At 32.2% G+C, this 25,773-nt stretch carries 23 protein-coding genes; 10 read left to right on the top strand and 13 right to left on the bottom strand.

From position 1 onward, the window contains the following. From QLQ96_RS16590 to QLQ96_RS16580, 3 genes are read right to left on the bottom strand one after another with little or no spacing between them, the layout of a single operon-like run. Positions 1-1,389, bottom strand: coding sequence for a bifunctional UDP-3-O-[3-hydroxymyristoyl] N-acetylglucosamine deacetylase/3-hydroxyacyl-ACP dehydratase (locus QLQ96_RS16590; protein ID WP_482491867.1), 1,389 nt, complete (start codon positions 1,387-1,389; stop codon positions 1-3). Beyond that, positions 1,382-2,425 carry a UDP-3-O-(3-hydroxymyristoyl)glucosamine N-acyltransferase gene (gene lpxD / locus QLQ96_RS16585; RefSeq protein WP_482491866.1) on the bottom strand — a complete coding sequence of 348 codons (1,044 nt, stop codon included), beginning with the start codon at positions 2,423-2,425 and terminating at the stop codon, positions 1,382-1,384. Before lpxD ends, QLQ96_RS16590 begins: the two co-directional genes overlap by 8 nt. 39 nt (positions 2,426-2,464) lie before the next feature. Further along, positions 2,465-3,694: an HD domain-containing protein gene (locus QLQ96_RS16580; protein WP_482491865.1), complete on the bottom strand. Its 1,230-nt coding sequence runs from the start codon at positions 3,692-3,694 to the stop codon at positions 2,465-2,467. 223 nt (positions 3,695-3,917) lie between these two features. Between QLQ96_RS16580 and porX the strand changes: the two genes are divergently transcribed. The 4 genes from porX to QLQ96_RS16560 all read left to right on the top strand — a co-directional run bounded on the left by porX (position 3,918) and on the right by QLQ96_RS16560 (position 7,722). Continuing rightward, positions 3,918-5,471, top strand: a complete 1,554-nt coding sequence (gene porX / locus QLQ96_RS16575) for a T9SS response regulator signal transducer PorX (protein ID WP_482491864.1) — start codon at positions 3,918-3,920, stop codon at positions 5,469-5,471. Positions 5,472-5,553: 82 nt separating this feature from the next. After that, entirely contained in the window at positions 5,554-5,961 is a 408-nt protein-coding gene (gene tsaE, locus QLQ96_RS16570) for a tRNA (adenosine(37)-N6)-threonylcarbamoyltransferase complex ATPase subunit type 1 TsaE (RefSeq protein WP_482491863.1), read from the top strand. Between the two features lie 150 nt (positions 5,962-6,111). Next, the gene (locus QLQ96_RS16565) at positions 6,112-7,311 is read left to right on the top strand and encodes an alanine dehydrogenase (protein ID WP_482491861.1); all 1,200 of its coding nucleotides are present in this window, start codon (positions 6,112-6,114) and stop codon (positions 7,309-7,311) included. Positions 7,312-7,347: 36 nt separating this feature from the next. After that, positions 7,348-7,722: a DUF4258 domain-containing protein gene (locus QLQ96_RS16560; protein WP_482491860.1), complete on the top strand. Its 375-nt coding sequence runs from the start codon at positions 7,348-7,350 to the stop codon at positions 7,720-7,722. A 40-nt stretch (positions 7,723-7,762) separates the two neighbouring features. Here the strand turns inward: QLQ96_RS16560 and QLQ96_RS16555 are convergent, their stop codons facing one another. Beyond that, positions 7,763-9,478: a CotH kinase family protein gene (locus tag QLQ96_RS16555; RefSeq protein ID WP_482491859.1), complete on the bottom strand. Its 1,716-nt coding sequence runs from the start codon at positions 9,476-9,478 to the stop codon at positions 7,763-7,765. 254 nt (positions 9,479-9,732) lie between these two features. After that, positions 9,733-10,401: a uracil-DNA glycosylase gene (locus QLQ96_RS16550; protein ID WP_482491858.1), complete on the bottom strand. Its 669-nt coding sequence runs from the start codon at positions 10,399-10,401 to the stop codon at positions 9,733-9,735. A 172-nt stretch (positions 10,402-10,573) separates the two neighbouring features. Between QLQ96_RS16550 and QLQ96_RS16545 the strand changes: the two genes are divergently transcribed. Both QLQ96_RS16545 and QLQ96_RS16540 read left to right on the top strand, forming a co-directional pair. Then, positions 10,574-12,739 carry an endonuclease MutS2 gene (locus QLQ96_RS16545; protein WP_482491856.1) on the top strand — a complete coding sequence of 722 codons (2,166 nt, stop codon included), beginning with the start codon at positions 10,574-10,576 and terminating at the stop codon, positions 12,737-12,739. Positions 12,740-13,003: 264 nt separating this feature from the next. Continuing rightward, positions 13,004-13,417 (top strand): thiol-disulfide oxidoreductase DCC family protein, encoded by a 414-nt coding sequence (locus QLQ96_RS16540; protein WP_482491855.1) that lies wholly within the window; start codon positions 13,004-13,006, stop codon positions 13,415-13,417. 173 nt (positions 13,418-13,590) lie between these two features. On the opposite strand, the gene ettA is transcribed toward QLQ96_RS16540, so the two are convergent. The 3 genes from ettA to holA form a co-directional block, all read right to left on the bottom strand. After that, on the bottom strand, positions 13,591-15,282 hold the full coding sequence (gene ettA / locus QLQ96_RS16535; RefSeq protein ID WP_053471416.1) for an energy-dependent translational throttle protein EttA: 1,692 nt from the start codon (positions 15,280-15,282) through the stop codon (positions 13,591-13,593). A gap of 47 nt (positions 15,283-15,329) precedes the next feature. After that, positions 15,330-15,512, bottom strand: a complete 183-nt coding sequence (locus QLQ96_RS16530; RefSeq protein WP_035643908.1) for a CAL67264 family membrane protein — start codon at positions 15,510-15,512, stop codon at positions 15,330-15,332. A 63-nt stretch (positions 15,513-15,575) separates the two neighbouring features. Then, positions 15,576-16,580, bottom strand: coding sequence for a DNA polymerase III subunit delta (holA, locus tag QLQ96_RS16525; RefSeq protein WP_482491854.1), 1,005 nt, complete (start codon positions 16,578-16,580; stop codon positions 15,576-15,578). A gap of 68 nt (positions 16,581-16,648) precedes the next feature. Here holA and QLQ96_RS16520 point away from each other — a divergent pair, with 68 nt between their 5' ends. The 3 genes from QLQ96_RS16520 to QLQ96_RS16510 are packed head-to-tail and all read left to right on the top strand — an operon-like array spanning position 16,649 to position 19,009. Continuing rightward, positions 16,649-17,101 carry a type I restriction enzyme HsdR N-terminal domain-containing protein gene (locus QLQ96_RS16520; protein WP_482491852.1) on the top strand — a complete coding sequence of 151 codons (453 nt, stop codon included), beginning with the start codon at positions 16,649-16,651 and terminating at the stop codon, positions 17,099-17,101. A gap of 22 nt (positions 17,102-17,123) precedes the next feature. Then, positions 17,124-18,143: a glycosyltransferase gene (locus QLQ96_RS16515; RefSeq protein WP_482491851.1), complete on the top strand. Its 1,020-nt coding sequence runs from the start codon at positions 17,124-17,126 to the stop codon at positions 18,141-18,143. A gap of 32 nt (positions 18,144-18,175) precedes the next feature. Beyond that, positions 18,176-19,009, top strand: coding sequence for an OmpA/MotB family protein (locus tag QLQ96_RS16510; protein ID WP_482491849.1), 834 nt, complete (start codon positions 18,176-18,178; stop codon positions 19,007-19,009). Positions 19,010-19,197: 188 nt separating this feature from the next. On the opposite strand, the gene QLQ96_RS16505 is transcribed toward QLQ96_RS16510, so the two are convergent. The 3 genes from QLQ96_RS16505 to QLQ96_RS16495 all read right to left on the bottom strand — a co-directional run bounded on the left by QLQ96_RS16505 (position 19,198) and on the right by QLQ96_RS16495 (position 23,312). Further along, entirely contained in the window at positions 19,198-19,818 is a 621-nt protein-coding gene (locus tag QLQ96_RS16505) for an L-threonylcarbamoyladenylate synthase (RefSeq protein WP_482491847.1), read from the bottom strand. A 95-nt stretch (positions 19,819-19,913) separates the two neighbouring features. After that, complete coding sequence (locus tag QLQ96_RS16500) at positions 19,914-22,250, bottom strand: ATP-dependent helicase (RefSeq protein ID WP_482491845.1); 2,337 nt, start codon at positions 22,248-22,250, stop codon at positions 19,914-19,916. A 294-nt stretch (positions 22,251-22,544) separates the two neighbouring features. Beyond that, the gene (locus QLQ96_RS16495; protein WP_482491844.1) at positions 22,545-23,312 is read right to left on the bottom strand and encodes a sulfite exporter TauE/SafE family protein; all 768 of its coding nucleotides are present in this window, start codon (positions 23,310-23,312) and stop codon (positions 22,545-22,547) included. Between the two features lie 123 nt (positions 23,313-23,435). Here QLQ96_RS16495 and QLQ96_RS16490 point away from each other — a divergent pair, with 123 nt between their 5' ends. Further along, on the top strand, positions 23,436-23,960 hold the full coding sequence (locus QLQ96_RS16490; protein ID WP_482491842.1) for a DUF7935 family protein: 525 nt from the start codon (positions 23,436-23,438) through the stop codon (positions 23,958-23,960). A 41-nt stretch (positions 23,961-24,001) separates the two neighbouring features. Here QLQ96_RS16490 and QLQ96_RS16485 read toward each other — a convergent pair whose 3' ends face one another. Next, entirely contained in the window at positions 24,002-24,736 is a 735-nt protein-coding gene (locus QLQ96_RS16485) for a hypothetical protein (RefSeq protein WP_482491841.1), read from the bottom strand. Between the two features lie 2 nt (positions 24,737-24,738). After that, positions 24,739-25,644 (bottom strand): patatin-like phospholipase family protein, encoded by a 906-nt coding sequence (locus tag QLQ96_RS16480; RefSeq protein ID WP_482491840.1) that lies wholly within the window; start codon positions 25,642-25,644, stop codon positions 24,739-24,741. Positions 25,645-25,773 lie beyond the last annotated feature (129 nt).

Here is a 25,773-nt window from a genome sequence, read left to right as displayed (position 1 = left end):
TTATTGTTTTCTTGCTATTTGTGCCATCAATTCTGCTTCGGTTACTAATTTACCATTTGCATAAGCATTTGCCTGCATATGACAAATTCCTCTTCTGATAGGAGAAATCAACTCACATTTAAAAATTAAAGTATCACCTGGCAATACTTTATGTTTAAATTTAACATTATCAATTTTCATGAAATATGTCAAATAATTTTCAGGATCTGGAACAGTGCTTAACACTAAAATTCCACCTGTTTGCGCCATTGCTTCAACAATTAATACACCTGGCATAACTGGAGCTTCTGGGAAGTGACCTACGAAGAAATTCTCATTCATAGTAACATTTTTCAATCCTACTACGTGACGATCAGACATTTCGATAATTCTGTCAATTAACAAAAATGGAGGTCTATGAGGAAGCATCGCCATGATTTTATGAATATCCATCAATGGTTCTTGATTTAAATCATAAGTTGGAACATGGTTTCTCTGCTCTATTTTAATAATTTTTGCCAATTTCTTTGCAAATTGTGTATTTACAAAGTGACCTGGTTTGTTTGCAATGATTTTACCTTGAATACGTACTCCAATTAAAGATAAATCTCCAATTACATCAAGCAATTTGTGTCTTGCTGCTTCGTTTGGATAGTGCAAAGTCAAGTTATCTAAAACTCCATTTGGTTTTACAGAAATTTCATCTTTACCAAATGCTTTCTTTAAATTTGCCATTGTAGACTCAGAGATTTCTTTATCTACATAAACAATTGCATTATTTAAATCTCCACCTTTAATAAGTCCGTGCTCTAACAAAGACTCTAATTCATGAAGAAAACTAAAAGTTCTTGAACTTGCGATTTCAGCTTTAAAATCTGATAGACTTTTAAGTGTAGCATTTTGAGTACCTAAAACTTTAGTACCAAAATCTACCATAGTTGTAACTTGATATTCATCGCTTGGCATAACAAGAATTTCGCTTCCTGTAGCTTCGTCTGTAAAAGAAATAACTTCTTTTACTACGTAAACATTACGGCTTGCGTCTTGTTCTTCAATACCAGCTTTTTCAATAGCTTCAACAAAATATTTTGATGAACCATCCATAATTGGTAGTTCAGAGGCATTCAATTCAATAATAATATTATCCAAATCGCAACCAACTACTGCAGCCAAAACGTGTTCTGGAGTTTGAATTTTTACTCCTAATTTCTCAAGATTTGTTCCTCTTTGAGTATTAACAACATAATTAGCATCAGCCTCAATGACTGGTTGACCTTGCAAATCTACTCTTACAAAAGTGAAACCATTATTAACGGGTGCAGGTTTAAAAGTCATTGTAACTTCTTTTCCAGTGTGTAAACCAACTCCTGTTAGCGAAATTTCATTCTTGATGGTCTTCTGTTTAACCATTATTTCCATTTTTTGGGTTTATTATTTGTTTCTTTAATTCTTCAACTTCAGCTACGATTTTAGGCAGATTCTTAAAATGTACGTACGATTTATTAAAATCACCATATCCAAGAGATGGTGACCCTTGTAAAACTTCGTCATCTTTAATGTTTCTGGCTACACCAGACTGCGCTTGAAGCCTAACATTATTTCCTATTGTTAAGTGACCTGCAATACCTACCTGTCCTCCAATCATACAATTCTCACCAATTTTTGTAGAACCTGCAACACCACTTTGAGCGGCTATCACAGTATTTTTTCCGATTTCTACATTGTGAGCAATCTGAATTTGATTGTCTAATTTCACTCCTTTTCTAATTATAGTAGAACCAAGAGTTGCTCTGTCTATAGTCGTATTTGCACCAATATCTACATTATCCTCAATAATAACGTTACCTATTTGCGGTACTTTGCTATACTCTCCTTCTTCGTTTGGAGCAAAACCAAAACCATCTGCACCGATTATAACACCCGAATGAACAGTACAATTATTACCAATTACAGTTTCTGAATAAATTTTCGCACCTGCAAAAATGAATACATTATCTCCAACAGTAACATTGTCACCAATAAAACTATTTGGATAAATCTTTACATTATCACCTAAAACTACATTTTGTCCAACATAACTAAAACTTCCTAAGTATAGATTTTCTCCATACTTCGTCCCTTCAGACATAAATGACTGAGGTTCGATACCTGTTTTATTTAATTTTACCTGATTATAAAAATGCAAAAGTTTAGAAAACGCCGCATAAGCATCTTCCACTTTAATTAGTGTAGTTGTAATTTCCTGTTCCGGAATAAAGCTGTCATTAACAATTGTTACTGTCGCTTTTGTAGTGTATATATAATTGATATACTTTGGGTTAGCCAAAAAAGTAAGCGATCCTTCGTCTCCTTCTTCGATTTTAGAAAGTTTAGAAACTTCTGCATTGGGATTTCCAACAACTTCTCCTTCTAAAATTCCTGCTATTTGTTCTGCTGTAAATTTCATCGCGACAAAAATATAAAAAATAGGTTTTAAATGTTAATTTTATATAAGTTGTTTTGGGAAACAGATATAATATTTTGTTACCAATTTAGATAACGATTTCAAATTCAGTTGGTCAGAAGCTTCAACAACATCTTCAATTGTTTTATCTTTTTTCAAAATACGAATAGGTTCTGCTTCTTTACTATAGGCTTGGTTTTTAATTTTCCCTCTAAAAATAAAATATCCTGCATCCAATTGGCTAATATGATGCTGGCTTGCGAACCTTTCTTTTAAAGCTTGAGAATCTTCCATAGAAACTTTCTCGGCACTCATCTTAATTTTAAGCAAATCTCTATTGATAATCATTTTACTCAAAGTACTTAAAACAAAGTCGTCTTGTCTCTGCCAAGCTTTTAAAGCACTAATAATATCAAAATCATCTAATTGCGAAAATAAATTCAAGTTTTGGGCATCAAAATCTTCAAGAGTAATTTTATTGTGCATAAAATAAGAAAGCGGTTCGCTACAAGGAAGCTCTACTCCTTTCAAAACCAATTCCTTAGCTCTTTTTAAAACTTTCATCAAAATTAATTCGGCAACTAAACTTGTTTTATGCAAATAAGCTTGCCAATACATTAATCTTCTAGAAAGCAAAAATTTCTCTACAGAATAAATTCCTTTTTCTTCGATTACTAAAACATCATTTTCAACATTCATCATCTGAATCAATCGTTCAGAATTTACATTTCCTTCAGCAACACCTGTATAAAAACTATCTCGTTTTAAGTAATCCATTCTATCCATATCTAACTGACTTGAAATCAATTGCAACATGAATTTTCTATGATATTCTCCTTTAAAAACCTGAATTGCCAAACTTAATTTTCCATCAAATTCTTCATTCAGCTGATTCATAAACAATAAAGAAATCGCTTCATGATGCACATCTTCAACAATACTTTTTTCCATTGCATGAGAAAATGGTCCATGCCCTATATCATGGAGTAAAATCGCTATTAAAAGCGCACATTCTTCTTCATCAGAAATCACAACATCTTTAAAACGTAGCGTGTCTATTGCTTTTTTCATTAAATGCATGCATCCTAGCGCATGGTGAAAACGAGTATGATTGGCTCCCGGATATACCAAATAAGACAATCCCATCTGTGAAATACGGCGCAAACGCTGAAAATAAGGATGCTGAATTAAGTCGTAAACCAGCTCATTAGGAATCGTAATGAAGCCATATATAGGATCGTTGAATATTTTAAGTTTATTGATCTGAGTCACAGTCTCGTTATTTTTTTGGTCAACAAATATAAGTAAATAAGTATAAAGAGTTCGGTGTTTTTTATTTAAAAATCATACTCCAAATTATAATGATTATCAATAAAATACATTTAAAATTGTTAAAATTCAAAATAAAATCATATCTAAACTTTGGTAATTTTATACTATTTTTAATAATTTTTAAGTTCTATAACTTTAAATTGCAGTAAAATTAAATTGATTTATGGATAAGATAAAAATACTTTGGGTCGACGATGAAATCGATCTTTTAAAGCCACACATATTATTTCTAGAAAAAAAGAATTACGAAGTTACTACTTGTAATAACGGATTAGACGCGATTGCGATGTTTGAAGAAGATAATTTTGATATTGTTTTTCTTGACGAAAACATGCCTGGAATGAGCGGATTAGAAACGCTTTCTGAAATGAAAGAGAAAAAATCAGCTATTCCGATGATTATGATTACCAAAAGTGAGGAAGAATATATTATGGAAGAAGCCATTGGTTCTAAAATCGCAGATTACCTTATTAAACCAGTAAATCCGAATCAGATTTTATTGAGTTTGAAGAAAAATTTAGATGATTCGAGGCTGATTACAGAAAAAACGACTTTAGATTATCAGAAAGAGTTCAGAAAAATTTCGATGGAATTGGCAATGGTTAATTCTTATGAAGATTGGATCGAATTGTATAAAAAATTGATTTTTTGGGAATTAAAACTTGAAGACATCAACGATACAGCGATGATCGAAATTTTGGAATCTCAAAAAGTAGAAGCAAATTCTCAATTTGGAAAATTCATTGAAAGAAATTACGAAGATTGGTTTGTTCCAAAAGCAGACAAACCGATTCAGTCTAATACTTTATTTAAAGAATTAGTTGTTCCTGAAATAAAAAAGAAAGACAAACCGATTCTTTTTGTTGTAATAGATAACCTTCGTTACGACCAATGGAAATCTTTTGAATCTGTAATTTCAAATTATTACAAGTTAGAAAAAGAGGTTCCCTACTACTCTATTCTTCCGACTGCTACACAATATGCAAGAAACTCTATTTTTTCTGGTTTAATGCCTTCAGAAATGGAAAAACAGTTTCCTGAATATTGGAAAAATGATGTGGAAGATGGAGGAAAAAACCTTTATGAAGCAGAGTTTTTATCGGCTCAATTGAAGCGTTTAGGGTTAAATATTAAAGAAGACTATTTCAAAATCACCAATTATGCTGGAGGTAAAAAATTAGCAGAAAACTTTAAAGCTTTAAAAGGAAATGACTTAGTGACAGTTGTATACAACTTTGTTGATATGCTTTCTCATGCTAAAACCGAAATGGAAGTGGTAAAAGAATTGGCATCAGATGACAAAGCGTATCGTTCTTTAACTTTAAGCTGGTTTAAAAATTCACCTTTGTTAGAAATTATTCAACAAGCCCAGCTTTTAGGATTCAAACTAATCTTAACAACCGACCACGGAACAATAAATGTAAAAAATCCGTCTAAAGTTGTTGGAGATAAAAATACAAGTCTAAATTTGCGTTATAAAACTGGACGTAGTTTAACATATGAACAAAAAGATGTTTATGTGGTAAAGGAGCCTAAAACCATTGGCTTGCCTGCAATAAATATGAGCAGTTCGTTTATTTTTGCCAAAAATGATTTTTTCTTGGCTTACGTAAACAACTACAACCATTATGTGAGTTATTACAAAAACACCTACCAACACGGAGGAATTTCATTAGAAGAAATGATCATTCCGTTTTTGGTTTTTAACCCTAAATAAGAGTTTTCAGTCGCGGTTTTCAGTCTCAGTGAATACTGAAAACTGTGACTCCGACTGATACTAATTAAATATGTAATTAAAAATGAATATCGTTTTTTCATTAGATCAAATTCAAGAAGTTGCAGAGCAGATTATAGCTTCAAATCCTAAAAAAATCATCCTTTTTAATGGAGAAATGGGAGTTGGAAAAACCACTTTAATCAAACAGCTATGCAAAAGTTTAGGAGTTCAAGATGCAACAAGCAGTCCGACTTTTTCTCTTGTAAACGAATATCAAACTTCTCACAACCAGACTGTTTACCATTTTGATTTTTATAGATTAAATAAAGAAACCGAAGCGCTGGATATGGGGGTTGACGACTATTTATATTCTGGTAATTGGTGTTTTATTGAATGGTCTGAAAAAATTGCAAGTTTGATCCCTGAAGAACATTCTACAATAAATATTGAACTGCTTTCTGATGGGAAAAGAGAACTACAATTGGTTTAAAACCATAGGTAAATATTTGCAAAAATAAAAATTCAGCCATTTTCGACAGTTATTATGTTTCTTAACTTTTAACTTCGAGTATTAGCAGAATTTTTACACTAATTCTAAAACTTTTTACGTAATTTGTACTCTTAATATTTTGCACTATCCATGTCAATCACGTTAACTCCATTTACAAAACAACAATTAATACCGCAGGAAGAAAAACTTGAGGTTGGTCGTTTTAAAAGAGAACTTTTTATAGGAATTCCTAAAGAAACAAGTTATCAAGAACGTCGCATCTGTCTTACCCCAGATGCAGTCAATTCCTTAACTTATGAAGGTCACCGTGTCATGATTGAATCTGGAGCTGGCGAGAGTTCGAGTTATACAGATAAAGAATATGCAGACGCAGGTGCAGAAATCACACAAGACACAAAAAGAGTTTTTGGCTGTCCGTTCCTATTAAAGGTCGAACCGCCAACATTAGCCGAAATCGAAATGATAAATCCCGAAACGGTTATTATTTCTGCTATTCAGCTAAAAACCAAAAAGAAAACTTACTTCGAAGCTTTAGCTCAAAAGAAAATTACAGCTTTAGCTTTTGAATATATTAAGGACGAAGACGGGTCTTATCCTGCCGTAAAATCTTTGAGCGAAATTGCAGGAACTGCTTCTATACTTATTGCCGCAGAATTGATGATTACCAACGAATTCGGAAAAGGACTTTTATTTGGAAACATTACTGGCGTACCTCCTACTGAAGTTGTGATTTTAGGAGCTGGAACGGTGGGCGAATTTGCGGCTAAAACCGCAATTGGATTGGGTGCAAACGTAAAAGTTTTTGATAATTCAATTACAAAATTACGTCGTCTTCAAAACAATTTAAGTCAAAGAATTTTTACTTCAACTATACAACAAAAAGGTTTATTAAAAGCTTTAAGACGTTGTGACGTAGCAATTGGCGCGATGCGAGGTAAAGAGCGCTGTCCGATTGTTGTAAACGAAACAATGGTTGAACACATGAAAAAAGGTGCAGTGATTGTTGACGTCAGCATTGATACTGGTGGTTGCTTCGAGACTTCGGAAGTAACTACTCACGAAAAACCAACATTCATAAAAAGCAATGTTTTACACTATTGCGTACCAAACATACCTTCACGTTATTCAAAAACTGCCTCATTATCAATTAGTAACATCTTAACTCCTTATCTGCATCAGATAGCCGAAGATGGTGGTATTGAAAGCGCAATTCGATGCAACAAAGGACTTAAAAATGGAATTTATCTTTATCATGGAATTTTAACCAACAAGGCCATCGGCGATTGGTTTGATTTGCCAGACAACGATATTAATTTACTTGTATTTTAAAGGAACTTTAATGTACATTTGCAAAAAATTTATTTCATGAAGTTTGTACACCGTTTTGCATATTATCTGATTGGTCTCGTATTGGGATGTTTTATCGTATCAGGATTTTTTATTGGAAAAGATACTCGCTGTAATTATTTTCCGAATGCAAGAGTTTTAAATAATCTTAGAACAAAACCTTTTCAATATTCTCCAAAAGCCATTCAGACTTTAAGCGAAAAATGGGTTGACACTGCTGATGTCAAAAACACATTAACTTACGGAAATGTTGATTTTGACCAAAGTAACGTTCCTGTTAAAAGTGGAAAGCTTTATATTATTGAAGGAAAAACAGCTAAAAATCAAGAAATTATTCTAAAAGTAGTGAATTACGAAAACAAAGCTGTTTTAGAAGAAATTGTAAAAAAATAAAAAAAAAGGCCAGTTACTAAATATTGTTCCTGGCCTTTTTTTATTTTTTAATGATTTTTTTTACAATTATCTTATTTTCACTAGTAACTAATTTTAGATAATAAATTCCTTCAACAAAATTTTTCATTGAAATCTGAGTTTGGCTTCCTTCAAAATTCTTTATAAACAATAGCTTACCTGAACTATCATACATAAGAGCATCACATCCAAAATTGTTTGACTTTAAATTTAAATTTATAACATCCATGGTTGGATTTGGAAATATCATCACTTCAGAAATTGATTCAAAATCATCAACACTTAAAGTAGCACAATTTTCTGAAAATTTAATATCAAGATATTTTAACCTCTCAGTTAACCAACCCGAAATATAATCTATTTCATTATCATTTGCAGAATAATCCATCCAAGCAATATTTTCTCTCTCATATATACCATTTTTTTTCAAGAAAGCATAGTTACTTGTGAACATACCCATCAAGTTATCATGCGTAATTAAAGAATCTCTCAATTCCTTCCATCTAAATTTTAATTTTTCACGAAAACCATTATCCGAACAATCTTTAAGAAGACGATCATATAAACCATTTGAAAGCAAATCATTAGTTACATTATCGTGTTGGCCATTCCATATAGTGCCGAAAGTCCCATCTAAATCCCAAGGCACATAAAAATATGGACTATCACTATTATATTTAGCAATGTACGCGTTTTTGCCTCTATTATCTAAAGCTCTAAGTAAATTCAAAAAAATAAAATAATCTACAGCATTATTAATTTCAAATTTACTTTTATAATTATCGTAAAATTTAGAATCTGAATCATTAATCACAAAATCACTAAAATTATATAAATTCTCCCAATTTGTAATTTCCTTAGGATATTTGTATTCAAAACCTCCCCAGAATAAATTTTCGTTGCTAAAAGCAGATAAATAATCAAAAGTTGTACTTCCTCCCCATTGATCACCTTTGTATAACTCTCCTCTTATTTGTCCATTATATTTTTTTAGTTTCAAAAGCTTTCTATTTACCTTTTCACCAATACAATAAACACCTCTATACTCACCATTTAGAAATAATTCACAGTATTTCATTTCAATACCACTTACAGCCTCAGGTTCTGAATTCAAATAAGATGGCTTGTGAATAAGCTTCCATAGGTCATTATTAGTTTTACTATGAAAACGGAGAGCTTCATTATACATCGCTTGAAGATTCCACCCATCATCAGTATGCATGCCTAAAAGACTTATATCTTTCGATATATCTCCCTTTTCATCATCCCAAAAATTGATTTCAAAAGATTTTTTAGGTAAACTTTGAGAGTATGCTCCCCTATATTGTATTCCAATATTAGAAACAATTGAACCTGTTTTGCTATCAGTGAGTTTAAATTTAGCCAAAACACTAGGACTATCAACTATAAGTTCATTAGTTGTAATAGTTATTAGAGGTAATTCTGTAAAATATAATACATATACTTTACTATCAATCGAATTAATTACATTGTAAGGAATTCCAATTTTTAAAATATCTAAAGGTGATTGAAAAGAAAATTCTAAATCATTATCTAAACTTATAAAAGTTTTTTCACCAGTCCAATTCGAATTTATGAAATCTACACTCAAGTTTGAAACTATTAGAGCTTTTTTAAAATCAATATTGAATTGAGTATTTGGAATTAAAATTTTTTCGTTTGCATGCGTAAAGTAAAAAACATGAAAAAGTAATACTAAAAGTAATTTTTGCTTCATTTGTGGTATTTAAATCGAGGCGCAAAAGTAAACTTTTTATTAATTACTCAAAAAAAGTCTCAACCTCTTTATTTTTTTTATTTATCTCTCATCTACATAAGTCATTTATTAAAATTAAACATTAGATTTTAATAATATTTTTAGCTAAAAAGTAATTATAGATTAGTTTATTTGAGAAAATAATATATAAGATAATTTCTAAACGATTTAAGTCAAAATTAAACTCATTAATATTGTGTAAATAATTTAAAACCTTAAAACCATTTTATTTCTCCTATTCCTTTCGATTTTAGAAAATCGTTTGTTTGGCTAAAATGTTTATTTCCAAACCAAAATCCTCTATTGGCACTCAATGGAGAAGGATGTCCAGATTTTAGAATATGATGTTTTGAAGCATCGATCAAAGCCGCTTTCTTTTGAGCAAAACCTCCCCAAAGTAAGAAAACAACATTTTCTTTTTCAGCGGAAATCTGCTTGATAACAGCATCAGTAAATTTTTCCCAACCTTTTCCTTGATGGCTTCCCGCTTCAGATTGCCTAACCGTTAAAGTTGCATTTAAAAGAAAAACACCTTGATCTGCCCATCGCTCCAAATTTCCAGTTTTTGGAAGCGGCTTCTCCAAATCCGTTTCAATTTCCTTAAAAATATTATGCAAAGAAGGAGGAAAAGGAATTCCGTCATTTACAGAAAAACACAAACCATTCGCCTGATTTGGTCCATGGTATGGATCTTGTCCAATGATCACCACTTTTACTTCATCAAAATGACAATGATCAAAAGCTGAAAAAATCTGATTCCCTTTTGGGTAACAAATTTTAGTTGCATATTCAGATTTTACAAATTCAATTAAATCGTTGAAATATGGTTTTTCAAATTCTTCATTCAAAATAGGTTTCCAAGAAGAATGCATTTTTACGTCCATAATTTTTTTATGCGAATTTCAGAAATTATTATTTAAAATCAAAAAAGCCCAAAGTCTAAAGTTAAAAGTTAAGCAAACTAAAATTCATAACTTATCATTATAATTCACAATTCATAACTCACAATTCATTAATGTTTTCGTACTTTTGCCTTTGCTTTCATAAAGAAATTAAATGATCAGTATTACAGAAAAAACATTACAAGACTTACAATTTCCAACTGTATTAGAAACCATTTCAGATGGTTGCAACACCGATATTGGAAAAGAAAAGGCTTTACAAATAAAACCATTTAGAGATAAAGAAGAATTAATGCAATCTTTGATGCAGACATCTGAGTATGTATCTTCTTTTCAAAATAACAACGCAATTCCAAATCACGGATTTGATGCTATAACGCATGAAATTAAATTTTTGGCAATCGAAGACAGTTTTCTAGAAGTAGGAAGTTTTAGAAAAATCGCTAATCTTTCTGCTACAACAAATGTCTTGCTGAACTTCTTAAAAAAATTCGATGATTATTATCCGAATCTAAATGCAAGAGCTTCTCGTGTAGAATTGACAAAAGACATTATAACTGCAATTGATGCAATCGTAGACAAATACGGAGAAATTAAAGACAACGCATCTCCTGCTCTAGCCGGAATTCGTCAGAATATGAATTTGGTTCGCGGAAAAGTGAATCAAAGTTTCGGTGTGGCTTTAACTCAGTACAATGGCTTGGGATATTTGGACGATATAAAAGAAAGTTTTGTTCAGAACCGTAGAGTTTTAGCGGTCTTAGCAATGTATCGTCGTAAAGTAAAAGGCTCGATTTTAGGAAGTTCTAAAACTGGAAGTATTGCTTACATCGAACCAGAAGCTACTTTAAAATATTCTAGAGAATTGGCAAATTTAGAATATGAAGAGAAAGAAGAAATTACGAGAATTTTAAAAAATTTATCGAATGTAATTCGCCCATTTCTTCCTTTACTAACTGAATATCAAGATTTTTTAAGTGATATTGATGTAGTTGCTGGGAAAGCAAAATATGCAAATCGCATTAACGGAATCTTACCCACAATTACAGAAGAAAGAAGATTATTCTTTAGAGAAGCATATCATCCGATTTTGTATTTGAATAACAAACAAAAACAAGAAGTTACCCACCCGCAGACAATTGAGTTAAAACAAGAAAACAGAATTATTGTTATTTCCGGACCAAATGCTGGAGGAAAAACGATTTCCTTAAAAACGGTTGGATTGCTTCAATTAATGTTACAATCTGGAATTTTGATTCCGGTTCACGAAAGAAGCGAGACTTTTTTGTTTGATAGAATCTTGACAGATATTGGTGATAATCAATCTATTGAAAATCATTTAAGTACTTATAGCTACCGATTAAAAAATATGAATTACTTTTTGAAGAAATGTAATAGCAAAACCATGTTTTTGATTGATGAATTTGGTACAGGTTCTGATCCTGAATTGGGTGGTGCTTTGGCTGAAATTTTCTTAGAAGAATTTTATCATCGTGAAGCTTTCGGAATTATCACAACGCATTATTCTAATTTAAAAATTCTCGCAAACGAATTGCCATACGCAACGAATGCGAATATGATGTTCGACGAAAAGTCATTGGAACCAATGTACAAATTGGCTTTGGGTCAGGCAGGAAGTTCGTTCACTTTTGAAGTGGCTCAAAAAAATGGAATCCCGTTTGGATTGATCAATCGTGCGAAAAAGAAAATCGAAGTTGGAAAAGTTCGTTTTGACAAAACCATCGCAACGTTGCAAAAAGAGAGATCGAAATTGGAAAAAACTTCTTTGAATTTAAAAGAAGAAGAAACCAGAGCGCGTGAAGAAAGTAAAAAGATGGAAAACATCAATACTAAAATTCAGCAGAAATTAGAAAGCTATCAGGAATTATATGATAGCAATCAAAAGATAATTTATATTGGACAAAAAATTGATGATATTGCTGAGAAGTATTTCAACAACAAAAACAAAAAAGAACTTATTGGCGAATTTTTGAAAATTGTTGAAATTGAAAATTCTAAACGTAAAAAAGCCACTCCGAAAGAAGTAAAAGCAAAAGTTGAAAAACAAAAAGAAATTATTGCTGAAGTAGAGGTAAAAGTTGAGGAAATTCGAAAAGAGAAAAAAGAGAAGAAACTTAAACCTGTAGTAGAAAAACCAAAACCAATTTTAAAAGTTGGTGACCGAGTAAGAATGCTTGATGGTAGATCTGTTGGAAGTATCGATTCTATCGAAAAAAACAAAGCCACAGTAAATTATGGGATTTTTACTTCGAAAGTAAGTTTGGATGAATTAGAATTGGTTGAAGCATTGAAAAAATAAGTTTTCAGTCTCAGTCGCAATTTTCAAGTCTTGAAATTGCCTTAAAAAAGCCCTGAATTAAAATAAAGCGATTTAATAAATGAATTTATTTTTTAAGTAAATTATCATTACTTATTTTTAAAAGTTGATTTAAATCAATCTATGAAAGCTGCTTTTGATCGTTAAAATTTATAATTATTGAAAATCAATAGATAAAATTGATTTTATTTAATATAGCTCTGTTAAAGTCTAGAACTTTAATAAAGCTTACCTAAAAACTATAGAATGGAAAGCCTTCCAAAAAATAAAAAAATAGTTCTTTTTGATGGAGTTTGTAATCTCTGCAGTTCTGCTGTACAGTTTATTATCAATCACGACAAAAAAGATGTTTTTAGATTTGTAGCATTACAGTCAGATTTAGGAATTTCTATCTGTAAACATTTAGGTATCAGTTTTTCTAAAATGGATAGTATTATTTTATATGATCCTGGAACAGCATATTTCTACAAATCTTCAGCAATTCTTGAAATCGCTAAAAATTTTGGTGGTATTTGGAAATTAATTCCGATTTTTAGAATTGTACCGATTTTTATAAGCGACAGAATTTATGATTATGTTGCAAAAAACAGATACAATTGGTATGGCAAAAAAGAAAGCTGCATGATTCCTACGCCTGAGTTGAAAGCGAAATTTTTATAAAATCCCAATCTAAAAATTCCAAATTCCAAGTTTCCAAACTTTATGGAGTTTCTTGTAGAAATTCCTCGTTCCTTGGAATAACAAACAAAACGTAAAAAGTACATAAATAAAAAAATCCCAAATTCTCTATAATTGGAATTTGGGATTTTTTATTTTGGAATTAATTAGAAAAATTATCTAATTAATTTTCTGTATTTCAAACGTTTCGGAGTTAAATCACCGCCAAGACGTTTCTTTTTATTTTCTTCATAATCAGAAAAACTTCCTTCGAAGAAATAAACTTCAGAATCTCCTTCGAAAGCTAAAATGTGTGTACAAATTCTATCTAAGAACCATCTGTCGTGAGAAATAATCACAGCACAACCAGCAAAATTCTCTAAACCTTCTTCAAGAGCTCGAAGTGTATTTACGTCAAGGTCGTTAGTAGGCTCATCCAGTAAAAGTACGTTTCCTTCTTCTTTCAAAGTCATTGCCAAGTGCAAACGGTTACGTTCTCCACCCGAAAGCATTGAAACTTTTTTGTTTTGCTCACCACCACCAAAGTTGAAACGTGATAAATAAGCTCTTGAGTTAACTTGCTTTCCACCCATCATAATCAATTCCTGACCGTCTGCAAAGTTTTCCCAAATTGATTTATTCGGATCAATATTAGAGTGCGACTGATCTACGTAAGCGATTTTTACAGTTTCTCCAACTGAAAATTCTCCACTATCAGTAGCTTGTTCGCCCATAATCATTTTGAAAATAGTCGATTTACCAGCACCATTTGGTCCGATAATTCCAACAATACCTGCTTGTGGCAAAGTAAAATTCAAATTATCATATAATAATTTTTCACCAAAAGCTTTCGCAACATTTTTAGCTTCAATAACATTTGTTCCTAAACGTGGACCATTCGGGATATAGATCTCTAGATTTTCATCTAACTGTTTTTGATCTTCATTTAATAATTTATCGTAGTTCTGCAAACGTGCTTTTTGTTTTGTCTGACGACCTTTAGCCCCCTGACGAACCCACTCCAACTCACGTTCTAAAGTTTTTCTACGTTTAGAAGCTACTTTTTCTTCCTGAGCCATACGGTTTGATTTTTGATCTAACCAAGAAGAATAATTTCCTTTCCATGGAATACCTTCTCCTCTATCTAACTCAAGAATCCATCCAGCCACATTATCAAGGAAATATCTATCGTGCGTTACTGCAATAACAGTTCCAGCGTATTGTGCTAAATGTTGCTCTAACCACAGAACTGACTCAGCATCAAGGTGGTTGGTAGGCTCATCTAATAACAATACATCAGGCTGTTGCAATAACAAACGACATAAAGCTACACGACGACGCTCTCCTCCTGAAAGGTTTTTGATAGGTGTATCTCCTTCTGGCGTACGTAACGCATCCATTGCAATTTCTAATTTAGTATCGATTTCCCAAGCTCCAAGTGCATCAATTTTATCTTGTAAAGCCGCTTGACGATCCATTAATTTATCCATTTTATCTGGATCTGAATAGTTTTCTTCAAGACCAAACAAATCATTAATTTGATTGTACTCTTCTAAAACAGCCATAGTTTCAGCTGCACCTTCGCGAACAATTTCTATAACTGTTTTAGAATCATCAAGAATTGGTTCTTGCTCTAAATATCCTACTGTGTAGCCAGGTTGGAAAACTACATCACCTTGATAGTTCTTATCAACTCCTGCAATAATTTTTAAAAGTGAAGATTTTCCAGAACCGTTAAGTCCCAAAATACCAATCTTAGCACCATAAAAGAAACTAAGATAAATATTCTTAAGAACTGGTTTGTCTGCTCCTTGATAGGTTTTACTCAATTTTTGCATTGAGAAAATTACTTTCTTATCGTCTGACATTTTTTATTTTTTATTATAATTATTTATTTCTTTTTAAAATTTTGATTTTAAACTCTACCTTTCAAAGCATTGAATACCCAAGCATTAGCAAAAAAACCAACTCCTACAGCAGCAAATCCCCAGCCTGAAACATCACTGTATCTAAAGATTCCAAGACCTATAAGCAACAATCCCATAAGCACCATTATCAAAGTGGCCCATCCTAAAATGGTATTTTTATTCATTCCCATAATTGTACAATTATTTTAAGTAGTAAAATTTTTAGAAACGCAAATATCGTGAATTTTAATGGCTTAATTAAATATTTTGTAAAGCATTTCTTTTAACAAATCTGACTGAGGCAAAGCGTTGGCCCCCACTCCCTTACTCTTAATATCAATATCGCGCAAAGCACCAACAATCTGACTTACTTTACGCATTGGATAATTTTTAACTGCTAAATCATATTCTTTCAAGAAATATGGATTTACCCCAAGTGCACTGGCAACATTTTTAGCGCTTTTATCTTTTAATCCATGGTATTTTAGAAGCTGTACAAAAAATCCAAATACTAAACCAGTTGTCATAACTAGCGGATATTCTTTAGGATTGTGCGCAAAATTCTCTGCTATTTTATACGCTTTCAACTGATTGCGCTCTCCAATTGCTTTTCGAAGTTCAAATACATTGTAATCTTTACTAAAACCAATATTCTCTTCAATATGCTCGGCAGTAATCATAGTGCCTTTTGGCAAAATAATCTGCAATTTTTCTAACTCATTATTGATTTTACTTAAATCTGTACCTAAAAATTCAACCAACATGGCATTGGCTTTTGGATCAATAGTATATTTTTTACCTGCCAAAACGCGTTTAATCCAATCTCCAACTTGATTTTCGTATAATTTTTTACTTTCGTAAACAATACCTTTTTGTCCTAAAAGCTTCGTAACTTTTTTACGTTTATCTAGTGTTTTATATTTATAGCAAAAAACCAAAACAGTTGTTTGCATCGGATTTTCTACATAAGATTCGATTTTATCAATTGTTCTGGACAAATCTTGCGCTTCTTTTACTATAACAACTTGACGTTCAGCCATCATAGGATAGCGCTTGGCCGTTGAAACAATATCATCAACCGATACATCTCTTCCGTATAAAACTGTCTGATTAAAACCTCTTTCTTCTTCCGCCAAAACATTTCCTTCAATATATTCCGATAACTTATCTATATAATAAGGCTCTTCGCCCATTAAAAAATAAATCGGTTTAATATCTCCAGCTTTTATATCGTTAACAATTTTTATTACTTCGTCCATTCAAATTTGTTTCAAGTTTAAAGTTTCAAGTTTCTTTGAAACAAAAAACTATTTTATATTTTTGCTTTATGCTTAAACTTAATTTCCCTGCTTATACTTTCCGATTCAAAAATAGCGAAAATAAAGTGTCTATTTTTGATGAAATCAGGAAAAAATTTATAATTCTTACGCCAGAAGAATGGGTTCGTCAGCACGTTGTTCATTATCTGATGCACGAGAAAAAATATCCAAAATCACTCATAAACGTAGAGAAAGTTTTAACTGTCAATGGATTAAGAAAACGATACGATGTTGTTGTATTTAACCCCGATGGATCTATACATATATTAGTAGAATGCAAAGCTCCTGAAGTGAAAATTTCTCAAGCAACTTTTGATCAAATTGCACGTTATAATATGACAATGCAGGCACGGTTTTTGAATGTCACGAACGGACTGAACCATTTTTATTGTCAAATGGATTTTGAAAACGAGAAATATGAGTTTTTAAGAAACCTGCCTGATTATAAAGAAAACCACTAAACAAATTAATAACGAAGTACTTTTGGATAAAATAGCAGTTGTCATTTTAAATTGGAACGGAGTAAAATTGCTGGAGCAGTTTTTACCGTCTGTTGTTCGGTTTTCAGAAGGCGCAACAATTTATGTTGCTGACAATCATTCTACAGACAATTCTGTTGCATACGTAGCAGAACATTTCCCGACCATAAAAATTGTAAAAAACTCAGGCAATTATGGCTTTGCAAAAGGTTATAATGATGCTTTACAACATATCGATGCAGAAATTTACGCCTTAGTAAATTCAGACATTGAAGTAACAGAAAATTGGCTCCAACCAATTCTTGATACTTTCGAAAGAGAAAAGCAGACCGCTATCATTCAGCCTAAAATTCTTGATTTTAAAAACAAAGAATATTTCGAATATGCTGGTGCCGCAGGAGGTTTTATTGATAAATTCGGTTTTCCTTTTTGCAGAGGAAGAATATTTGATACAATTGAAAAAGACAATGGACAATACAATGATAATATCGAATTGTTTTGGGCTTCAGGCGCTTGCTTTTTCATCAGAAAAAATGTTTATCATGAGTTAGGAGGTTTTGATGAAAGCTTCTTTGCACATCAAGAAGAAATTGATTTATGCTGGCGGGCATCAAACGAAGGACATGTCATTAAATATAATTATCAGTCTGTAGTTTATCACGTTGGCGGTGCAACATTGCAGCAGGGTAACCCAAAGAAAACGTACTTAAATTTTAGGAATTCATTATTAATGCTGGTAAAAAATCTCCCAAAAAGAGGATTATTCTTTGTGATTTTTTTTCGTATGATTTTGGACGGAATTGCAGGCATCCGTTTTCTTACGCAAGGCAAATTTGGACACACTTTCGCCATTTTAAAGGCGCATTTTTCATTTTATTGTTTATCTTTAAAATATCTAAAAAAACGAAAAGATTTTCAGATACAACAATACTATTCGACGAAAAGCATCGTTTTCCTTTATTATATTAAGAAACGGATCTTTTTTAAAGAAATCTTTAACAGTATTCAAAATATTAAAAACTAAATTTGTAATCAAGTCTAATTAAAATTAAATTTATGAGAAAAATAGTTATCGCACTATCAGTATTAATGGCCCTAACATCTTGTGTTTCTAAAAAGAAATATGCGGAGTTAGAAGCTAAAAACAAAGAGACTCAAGATTTGTTAAACTCATGTACTGTAAAATTAAATACGTGCTTAGAAGAAAAAGCTGGATTAGCTGCAACAGCTGAAAGCTACAAAGAACATAACAAAGATCTAATCAACAGTTCTAAAGATTTAACGATTTTAACAACTAAAGGTGCTGAAAACCTTGAAAAATCTCTTGAAAGTTTAAAAGAAAAAGATTTGAAAATTTCAAGACTTCAAGACGCTTTAACTAAAAAAGACAGTGTTACTTTAGCATTAGTTACAAGCTTGAAAGGTGCAGTTGGAATCAACGATCCGGACATCGAAATCAATGTTGAAAAAGGAGTTGTATTTATCTCTATCGCTGATAAATTATTATTCAAAAGCGGAAGTTATGACGTAAGTGACAAAGCTAAATCTGTTTTAGCTAAAGTTGCAAAAGTTGTAAATGACAAACCAGATTTCGAGTGTATGGTTGAAGGTCATACAGATGATGTTCCATACAAAAGCAACGGAGTTATCTTAGACAACTGGGATTTAAGTGTTAAACGTTCTACTTCAATTGTTCGTGTATTAACAAATGACCTTGGTGTTAATCCAGCTAAATTAATCGCTGCAGGTAGAAGCTCTTATGTGCCATTAGTTGCAAACGATTCTGCTGAAAACAAAGCTCGTAACAGAAGAACTCGTATCGTAGTTATGCCTAAAATCGATCAATTCTATGATATGATTGAAAAAGAAATGAAGAAACAACAAAAATAATTAGAGTTTCACATACTTTATAATACAGAAAAAGCAGGTCATTTGACCTGCTTTTATGTATCCTTAATTTTTTTAATAACCAATTAAATATAAATCAAGAATAGCATTATTTTTAAGTAACTAACTAAATTTTAACTATAATAAAGTTACTTATAATTTTTATGATTTTATACTTTTAAAGTATTTTTTTACAAAATATCAATATCCCCTTTACCTTCTCTGACGATAACAGGCTCATGTTCTGAGAGATCAATAATAGTAGATCCTACATTATCACCGTACCCACCATCAATAACTAAATCTACAAGATGTTGCCATTTTTCAAAAATTAATTCGGGATCTGTAGTATATTCTATCACATCATCTTCATCACGAATAGAAGTTGAAACAACTGGATTTCCTAACTGACGAACAATTTCTAAAATAATATTATTGTCAGGAACACGAATACCAACCGTTGTTTTCTTTTTAAATTCTTTAGGCAAATTATTATTTCCAGGCAAAATAAAAGTATAAGGGCCTGGCAATGCTCTCTTCAAAATTTTAAAAGTTGATGTATTTATCTGCCTAACATAATCTGAAAGATTGCTTAAATCATGGCAAATAAATGAAAAGTTGGCCTTTTCTAATTTTACACCTTTAATTTTTGCAATTTTCTCTAAAGCTCGCGAATTGGTAATATCACAACCTAAACCATAAACAGTATCTGTCGGATAAATTACCAAACCTCCATTCTGAAGCACTTTTACAACTTTTGCAATTGCAGCTTCACTGGGTTTATCTGGGTATATTTTCATAAATTCAGCCATTTGTTTTTTTGTTTCAAGTTAAAATTTGTCTCAGGTTTCAAGTTTAACGTTCCAACAACTTGAAACTTGAAACATGAAACTTGAAACTAAAATTATTATCCTACTACATCTAATTTAGCAAATCTTAACAACAATTTCTTAATTCCGCCAACTTCAAATTTAATTTCTGCTTTTCTGTCTGGCCCAACGCCTTCCAGATTTATCACTTCACCTTTTCCGAAACGTTCATGCATTACAATATTCCCTACTGTCAGTTTGCTATCAAATAAATTTGAATTTCCGTTGCTTGGTGCATTTCCTGAAACGGGTTTTAATTTTCTAATATTTAAATCTGGTTTCGGATTATTATCCGTAATATGTTTTGGCGGAGTTCCTCCTACCGGTTTTGCCAAACGCAATTTTGATTTATCTACATCGCCAAAAATATCACCATCAATTGGAGATTTATAACGATAATTTGTTTCAGCTGGCGTTAAATATTCCAAAAACTGACCATCAATTTCTTCAATAAATCTTGAAGGTTCACTATCTGTTAGTTTTCCCCAACGGTAACGCGACTGAGCATAAGTCAAATATGCCTGATGTTCCGCACGAGTCAATGCTACATAAAACAAACGACGTTCTTCTTCCAATTCACTTCTTGTACTCATACTCATAGCACTCGGAAACAAATCTTCTTCCATTCCCACAACAAATACGTGTGGAAACTCCAGTCCTTTTGCTAAGTGAATCGTCATCAAAGCGACACGATCTTCATCGTTGGTATCTTTATCCAAATCTGTTGCCAAAGCCACATCTTCCATAAATTCAGAAAGTGCACCTCTTGCTCCGTCAATTTCTCTTTGTCCTTCGGTAAAATCTTTAATCCCGTTTAAAAGTTCTTCAATATTCTGAATTTTAGCCATTCCTTCTGGAGTCGCATCTTTCTTCAATTCCTGAACCAAACCTGTTTTCTTCGCAACGTGATCTGTTATATAAAAAGCATCCTGATTCTGATCGATAACCTGAAAACTCTGAATCATTGTTACGAAATCCTTCAACTTGTTTTTCGTTCCTGCATTCAGCTTCAAATCAATCTTATCGATATTTACCATTACTTCCCAAATCGAACGTTTGTAATGATTGGCAGCAATAGTAAGTTTCTCAACCGTTGTATCTCCAATTCCACGTGCTGGATAATTAATCACGCGAATCAAAGCTTCTTCATCTTTCGGATTCAGAACCAAACGTAAGTAACACAAAACGTCCTTAATCTCTTTACGCTGATAGAAAGACAAACCTCCATAAATTCGATACGGAATATCGCGTTTTCTTAAAGCATCCTCCATTGCACGCGATTGTGCGTTTGTACGATACAAAATGGCAAAAGCACCATTATGCAACTGATTCTGCATTTTCTGCTCAAAAATCGTACTTGCAACAAAACGGCCTTCTTCAGCATCTGTCAAACTTCTGTGAACCTTAATCTTAGGACCAAATTCATTTGCTGTCCAAACTACTTTATCCAATTTGGTTTTATTGTGTTCCATCACGGTATTTGCCGCTTCTACAATATTTCTTGTCGAACGATAATTTTGCTCTAAACGGAACATAATCACACCTTCGTAATCCTTTTGAAAATTCAGAATGTTATTAATGTTCGCTCCTCGGAAAGCATAAATACTTTGTGCGTCATCTCCAACCACACAAATATTCTGAAATCTATCCGATAAAGCTCTAACAATCAAATACTGAGAGTGATTCGTATCTTGGTACTCATCAACCAAAATATAACGGAAACGATCTTGATACTTAGCCAAAACCTCAGGAAAACGATTCAGTAATTCATTGGTTTTCAACAACAAATCATCAAAATCCATCGCTCCTGCCTTAAAACAGCGCTCCACGTACTGCTGATAAATCTCTCCTAATCTCGGTCTTTTTGCCATGGCATCTGCCTCAACCAATTCCGGATTATTAAAATAAGCTTTAACCGTGATCAAACTATTCTTATAATTAGATATACGTCCTAAAACTTGTTTTGGTTTGTAAATATCGCGATCCAGCTGCATCTCTTTTATAATCGAAGAAATCAATCTAGCCGAGTCCTGAGAATCGTAAATAGTAAAATTGGAAGGATATCCCAAATGATCTGATTCTGCACGCAGAATACGAGCAAAAATAGAGTGGAAAGTTCCCATCCAAAGGTTTTTTGCCTCACTCGCACCCACAATATCCGAAATCCTGTGTTTCATCTCGCGAGCTGCTTTATTGGTAAAAGTCAGCGATAAAATATTGAAGGCATCAACACCTTGAGCCATCAAATACGCAATTCTAATTGTTAAAACACGTGTTTTTCCCGAACCTGCACCAGCAATAATTATCATCGGCCCGTCTTTCTTTAGAACAGGCGCCCTCTGCGCTTCGTTAAGCTGGTCAATATATTTCTGCATATAAATTTCTCCTTTTATGCAAAAATAAGAATTAAAGATTTAATAAGCTACTAAGTTTCTAAGGTTCTAAGAGGCTAAGTTTTTTCTTTTTTTGAAGCCAAACATCAGGCATTTTATTAAACATGGTTTCCCGCTTTCGGCTATATCTCTCCGCTACGCTGCGAGGATACCGCCTCAATCGGGGCTAGAAACAAACAGTTTTTTTAAAAAGATTCTAAGATACTAAGTTACTGAGGTTCTAAGTTTTCTTTTCTTAAAAAAACATAATGCTTAGAATCTTAGCAACTCAGCATCTTATTTAAAAAACACATCGTATGCAAATCGTATTAAAGTTCCGATTACAACGATTAAAAAGAAAATTCGAATGAATCCGTTTCCTTTATTGATGGCAAGTTTTGCTCCAAGCCAACCTCCAAGTCCATTGCTGATTGCCATCGGAATTGCGATTGTCCAAATGATTTTTCCTTTAATCATAAAAAGACAAATCGAGCCGAAATTGGTCGCCAGATTTACCATTTTAGCATTCGCAGAAGCGTGAAGAAAATCGAAACCTAAAAGTGCAATAAAAGCCACAACGAAAAAACTTCCTGTTCCTGGCCCTATAAATCCGTCATAAAATCCAACAATTATACTGATAACAACAGCATAAAGTATTTGAGTCCTAGCCGAATGATCTTTTGCCACATGCTGTCCGAAATTTTTCTTGGCATAAGTGTATACAAATAGCAAAGATAAAACCACCAATAAAAGCGGTTTCATAAAATCATTGCTGACCATTGTCAAAATTGCAGACCCCAAAAATGCTGACGGAACTGCCAGACACATCATGATAATCAAGAGTTTCCACTGAATAACCACTTTCTTTAGATATTGAAAAGCGGCAAAAGCAGTTCCGCTAAAAGCTGGAATTTTCAAAGTTCCAACAACAGTCGAAACGGGAAGATTTGGCAATAAAATTAATCCCATCGGAGTTTGGATTAATCCGCCGCCACCAACAATTGCATCAATAAATCCTGCAGCAAATGCTGCCAAACAAAGAAAAACTATTATATATGAATCCATTAAAAATATATTTTGACCTCAGTAAAAAACAAGTTGCAAAAGTACATCTTCCTTTTTGTTTATTCCCATAAATTTAAAGTTGATTTCTCATCAAAAAGTATATTTTTGTAAAAAATTAACCCAATGGATTTTACAAGAATTATAGAATTAGCCAGTTATACTTTACCTGCAATTGTAACTGGATTTGTTGCTTACAGTTTTTTTGAACTGCATATTAAAAATAACGATAAAAAGCGTGCCTTTTTATTAAACAAACAGGCACACAAAGAGTCTCTTCCGGTGCGTTTACAGGCATACGAGCGTATGACTTTATTTTTGGAGCGTATTAATTTGACAAAATTATTAATTCGAGTTTCTCCTATTTCTCAAAATAAACACGATTACGAAAATTATTTAATAGAACAAATCGAACATGAATTCGAGCACAATTTAACGCAGCAGATTTATATGTCTGAAGAATGTTGGACTATTATTACAACAGCAAAAAACGCAACAATCCAAATGATTCGTAAGGCTGCAATGAGCGGAAAAGTTGATAACGCTGATAAACTTCGCGAAATAATCTTGAATGATTTATTAGAAAAGCAATCTCCAAGCAATGCTGCTTTAAGTTTTATGAAATCTGAAGTTGCTGAAATGTGGTATTAAAAAATAGATAAGGCAAGATTTATTCTGTAAATCTTGCTTTTTTATAACCACCAATTTAATTTTGGTTTAATCGCCCATCCATTCTTTTTATATTTTTGGAAAACCATTAATTCCGCAGTTCCAATATCAAAATCGCAATTTACATTTGGAACTCTGTAATCTCCCCAATTACAAATCTTCTCCTTACCTGAATTATTTGATTTCCAAATACCTGTAAAAGCATTATTAAAATATCCATCAGAATCACTTTCGATGTCATTATATTGCATCAAATCGCCTTTATCCAAATACCATAAAGATTGTAATCGACCAGAAAATTTACCAGAGCCATTTTGTTTAATATCTTCATCGAATACGTAAGCAGCAGTTAGCAAACCTTGCTTTTTTATCCCTTTATTTTTGTACTCATCATCAACACCAAACTTCTGCTGTTTGACTTCATTAATTGCTAAAATTATTATTTTACCTCTAAAATCACAAACATTAGATTTCACTTTTGATTTACCTGAAACAAAATATTCATTTGTCTTGTTTTTATTTCTTTTTATTGAAGTGAATTTAATCTGTATTCTTTCATAGTTATCTCCAATAACTCCATAAACTAAATCATTATCTGTCGCATTCCAGACATTTGAAAAATCATACTTTAAGTATTTATTTATTTCATTTTTCTGAAAGATTTGCTCAGTAGGTAAAACTTCAACTCTACATAATTTTTTCTGACTAAAAAGATTCAGACTAATAAAAATAAAAATATATAAAAAAGCATTTTTCATTCTTACATCTTTCTGTTATCACTCATAACCTCAGACTTATTCTGAGCGTATTCATAACCTTGCTCCCACCATTCTTTCATTACATCTTTATTGAAAATCAACGCATTGTCTGTTAATTTTATCGGAGTGTAATATAAGTTAAGTTTCACATCTTTAGTATTTGCCATAAGTTTTCCTATAGCAATATCGTGTTTTTCAACTTGATCTAAAGCAATTCGAAACAAATCGATCATTAGCGAAAACGGATTTTTTCCAATTACCGTCTTTGTTGTATTAACTTCTGTTTCAAGAACAATTACATCTATTTCTGTAGCACCGCGATTTATGGCTTCGCGAATCGGAACTAAACTTGAAAATCCTCCATCACCATATTCAAAGTTGTTCTTTTCAACCAAACTCATAAAAGGAACATAATTACTCGATATCCAAGACCATTCGCAAAACTCTTCATAAGTACAATCCTTAGCCGATTTATACTCAGATTCGTTTGTTGTAAAATTCGTTACCGTTACAATTACATCTGTTTTTAGTTTCTTCAATTTATTAAAATCAGAAAGCGAAAAGTTATTCTGAATATATTTTTTCAAACCTTTACTTTCTCCAAAAGTTCGTTTCCCTTTAAAAAACTGACGTATTACGTTGAAGTGATTTATAGTTACGATATCTACTCCGTCTTTAACTTTCACCACAAACGGACAAATATTGAAGATGCTCGACATGGTTACATTGGTGTATACAGAGTGTATTTTTTTGATATGACCAAGAGCTAAATGCGGAATCAGTAAACTTCCTGTTGATGTTCCTAAAAATAAATCGTATTCGTGTCTTTTTTCTTCTATCAAATACTGGGCAACACCGCCGGCAAATGCGCCTTTACTGCCGCCTCCTGAAATAACCAATGCTCTCATAAATTGTAATGTAGGTTTTGTTTTTTGGGATATTTTTTGAGACTTGATAGAGAAAAGATGCAAGAAGAAAGACTTTTTTACCTTTTTCTAGAAATCTTGCGTCTTGCTTCTTTCTTCTACTCAACTCCA

This window comes from Flavobacterium sp. B167r, from assembly GCF_056824315.1.
This window is presented reverse-complemented; position numbering and strand designations above follow the sequence as displayed.

What these genes read in the sequence shown, in the direction of transcription:
- QLQ96_RS16590 (WP_482491867.1), bottom strand. Translation starts at nt 1,389, where the DNA reads ATGGTTAAACAGAAGACCATCAAGAATGAAATTTCGCTAACAGGAGTT.
- lpxD (WP_482491866.1), bottom strand. Translation starts at nt 2,425, where the DNA reads ATGAAATTTACAGCAGAACAAATAGCAGGAATTTTAGAAGGAGAAGTT.
- porX (WP_482491864.1), top strand. Translation starts at nt 3,918, where the DNA reads ATGGATAAGATAAAAATACTTTGGGTCGACGATGAAATCGATCTTTTA.
- tsaE (WP_482491863.1), top strand. Translation starts at nt 5,554, where the DNA reads ATGAATATCGTTTTTTCATTAGATCAAATTCAAGAAGTTGCAGAGCAG.
- QLQ96_RS16565 (WP_482491861.1), top strand. Translation starts at nt 6,112, where the DNA reads ATGTCAATCACGTTAACTCCATTTACAAAACAACAATTAATACCGCAG.
- QLQ96_RS16560 (WP_482491860.1), top strand. Translation starts at nt 7,348, where the DNA reads ATGAAGTTTGTACACCGTTTTGCATATTATCTGATTGGTCTCGTATTG.
- QLQ96_RS16555 (WP_482491859.1), bottom strand. Translation starts at nt 9,478, where the DNA reads ATGAAGCAAAAATTACTTTTAGTATTACTTTTTCATGTTTTTTACTTT.
- QLQ96_RS16550 (WP_482491858.1), bottom strand. Translation starts at nt 10,401, where the DNA reads ATGGACGTAAAAATGCATTCTTCTTGGAAACCTATTTTGAATGAAGAA.
- QLQ96_RS16545 (WP_482491856.1), top strand. Translation starts at nt 10,574, where the DNA reads ATGATCAGTATTACAGAAAAAACATTACAAGACTTACAATTTCCAACT.
- QLQ96_RS16540 (WP_482491855.1), top strand. Translation starts at nt 13,004, where the DNA reads ATGGAAAGCCTTCCAAAAAATAAAAAAATAGTTCTTTTTGATGGAGTT.
- ettA (WP_053471416.1), bottom strand. Translation starts at nt 15,282, where the DNA reads ATGTCAGACGATAAGAAAGTAATTTTCTCAATGCAAAAATTGAGTAAA.
- QLQ96_RS16530 (WP_035643908.1), bottom strand. Translation starts at nt 15,512, where the DNA reads ATGGGAATGAATAAAAATACCATTTTAGGATGGGCCACTTTGATAATG.
- holA (WP_482491854.1), bottom strand. Translation starts at nt 16,580, where the DNA reads ATGGACGAAGTAATAAAAATTGTTAACGATATAAAAGCTGGAGATATT.
- QLQ96_RS16520 (WP_482491852.1), top strand. Translation starts at nt 16,649, where the DNA reads ATGCTTAAACTTAATTTCCCTGCTTATACTTTCCGATTCAAAAATAGC.
- QLQ96_RS16510 (WP_482491849.1), top strand. Translation starts at nt 18,176, where the DNA reads ATGAGAAAAATAGTTATCGCACTATCAGTATTAATGGCCCTAACATCT.
- QLQ96_RS16505 (WP_482491847.1), bottom strand. Translation starts at nt 19,818, where the DNA reads ATGGCTGAATTTATGAAAATATACCCAGATAAACCCAGTGAAGCTGCA.
- QLQ96_RS16500 (WP_482491845.1), bottom strand. Translation starts at nt 22,250, where the DNA reads ATGCAGAAATATATTGACCAGCTTAACGAAGCGCAGAGGGCGCCTGTT.
- QLQ96_RS16495 (WP_482491844.1), bottom strand. Translation starts at nt 23,312, where the DNA reads ATGGATTCATATATAATAGTTTTTCTTTGTTTGGCAGCATTTGCTGCA.
- QLQ96_RS16490 (WP_482491842.1), top strand. Translation starts at nt 23,436, where the DNA reads ATGGATTTTACAAGAATTATAGAATTAGCCAGTTATACTTTACCTGCA.
- QLQ96_RS16485 (WP_482491841.1), bottom strand. Translation starts at nt 24,736, where the DNA reads ATGAAAAATGCTTTTTTATATATTTTTATTTTTATTAGTCTGAATCTT.
- QLQ96_RS16480 (WP_482491840.1), bottom strand. Translation starts at nt 25,644, where the DNA reads ATGAGAGCATTGGTTATTTCAGGAGGCGGCAGTAAAGGCGCATTTGCC.